Source organism: Paenibacillus sp. sgz302148, from assembly GCF_056120465.1.
In genome coordinates this window covers 1-647 of record NZ_JBVYOJ010000065.1, presented here as the reverse complement: position 1 = coordinate 647, position 647 = coordinate 1, and the positions used below count along the sequence as shown (strand labels likewise).

The 647-nt window shown below is 48.2% G+C and carries 1 tRNA gene and 2 rRNA genes; all 3 read right to left on the bottom strand.

Annotation, left to right across the window (positions count from 1 at the left end):
- Positions 1-99: ribosomal RNA gene (locus tag AC0LWM_RS32430) — 23S ribosomal RNA — on the bottom strand; the annotation flags it as partial.
- 278 nt (positions 100-377) lie between these two features.
- Positions 378-453 (bottom strand) — tRNA-Ala (locus tag AC0LWM_RS32425).
- A gap of 98 nt (positions 454-551) precedes the next feature.
- A 16S ribosomal RNA gene (locus AC0LWM_RS32420) occupies positions 552-647 on the bottom strand; the annotation flags it as partial.

The following is a 647-nucleotide window of genomic DNA, read 5'->3' as shown; positions in this document are numbered from 1 at the left end:
TGCCTGCTTACGGCTCCCCGAGGCGATTTCGTCGTTCGCCACGTCCTTCTTCGGCTCCTAGCGCCTAGGCATCCTCCGTGCGCTCTTATTAGCTTAACTACACTGCAACAGTTAGCTGCATTTCATGCAGCGCGTTGTCAGTAACGCTTTTTACGCTGAGTCGCTCCCTGCGTTCGCTACGTAAAATAGCGTTCATTAGAAAGGACATGCAGCTAAAGCTTGTTAATACAGCTAAAGGATGTTCTAAGCTTTCGCTTAACTTTCGCTATCCAGTTTTCAAGGAACAAGTTTCACTGCTTTTTCAGCAGGAAGATTATCTTATCACAACACTCTATTAAAAGCAAGTAAAACTTTTAAATTCATGTTGCGAACATGGATGGTGGAGCCAAGCGGGATCGAACCGCTGACCTCCTGCTTGCAAGGCAGGCGCTCTCCCAGCTGAGCTATGGCCCCATAAGTTCCATCAAAACTGAACAAATGTAATCGCAATGTCATTGTTGTGCTCAAGGCACATTGTGAATGTTTCCGTTGCAGGAAACGATTCTCCATAGAAAGGAGGTGATCCAGCCGCACCTTCCGATACGGCTACCTTGTTACGACTTCACCCCAATCATCTACCCCACCTTCGGCGGCTGGCTCCTTGCGGT